We start from the raw sequence: 1,192 nt of genomic DNA, 5'->3' as shown, positions 1-1,192 counted from the left end.
CCTCCAACCACACGTGCGCCCCTTCGGCTCCCGTTCGAATGGCGATGAGGCCACGATTTTCAACAAAGGCGTGAGTCGCATAGACCACAACGTTCATCTCCACCTGATTGATCTTTGAAGGCAGGCATTCAATATTGGGAATAGCGCCATATTCCTTGACCAGATCGGCCTTGTACTTGATTTCGCTGGCGACGATGTTCAGCGTCGAATCGATGCCCTGGTGCAGATCGGCTGATTCCCAGTCTTGCGACGAATCAATGCGGGAAAAGTCCTTCAGATCCTGGACGATCTGGCGCACCCGCACAATGCCTTGCTTGGATTCTCGTATGAGCACTGGAATGTCTTCTTTCAAGAAGTCCAACTCCACACGTTCACGCAGTGCGCGCAGATTTGCAATCACCTCGGGTGCCGTGATGCTGGTTTCTGCGTGTTCATAGGCGGCAATCAGCTCGAATAGTTTTCCGATATATCCATCCAAGGTGCCATGGTTGGAGAAGATATAGCCGATCGGATTGTTTATCTCATGCGCGACACCTGCCGCAAGCTGACCGATGGAGGCCAGCTTTTCTGATTGGATCAATTGCCCTTCCAGATGCTTGCGCTCCCTTATCTCGTTCTGTAAAACTTCGTTGACGGTGAGCAGTTCACTGGTGCGTTCCCGTACCGCGTCTTCCAAAAGGGTGCGGTGCGCCGCCGCATCCTGCATCATTTGCCATTTGGTGGTGAGCGCCGTGGCCAGTTGGAAGACCTCGATGGAATCAAAGGGTTTTTTGAGGATCAGCAGGCGATCGGACACGTCCAGGCGCGCCAAGATATCGGCCCACGAACCGTCGGCATATGCCGTGCAAATAACGACCTGCAAACGTGGGTCGCGCTGCCATAGATGTTCAATGGTTTGCACACCATCCCAGCCGGGCGGCATGCGCATATCCACGAAGGCCATGGCATAGGGCCTGTTTTCGTGGAGGGCGGCCTCTAATCTTGAAAGCCCCTCCTGCCCCTGATAGGCAGAATCGAGTTCAAAGGCGATTTGGGGGAGCGCGCTGTCCTCTTCGCCAAACAAAGCTGCTTCCACGGCGCTGAGTTGCGCGTGTTCCGGCGCTTGCGGCATGAGGATCTTTCGAAAATCCTCGTGGATTGCAGGCATGTCATCCACCAACAGGATGCGACGGTTTTGCGGGGTCTTCATCGC

General features: G+C 54.8%; 1 pseudogene. It reads right to left on the bottom strand.

Annotated features, from left to right (window positions below):
• A pseudogene (locus tag AC1DU6_RS31970) lies at positions 1 to 1,192 on the bottom strand (hypothetical protein); the annotation flags it as partial.

This window comes from Roseateles sp. P5_B10, assembly GCF_056400485.1.
Note: the sequence above shows the minus strand (reverse complement) of the source record. Positions and strands in the feature narration are given on the sequence as shown.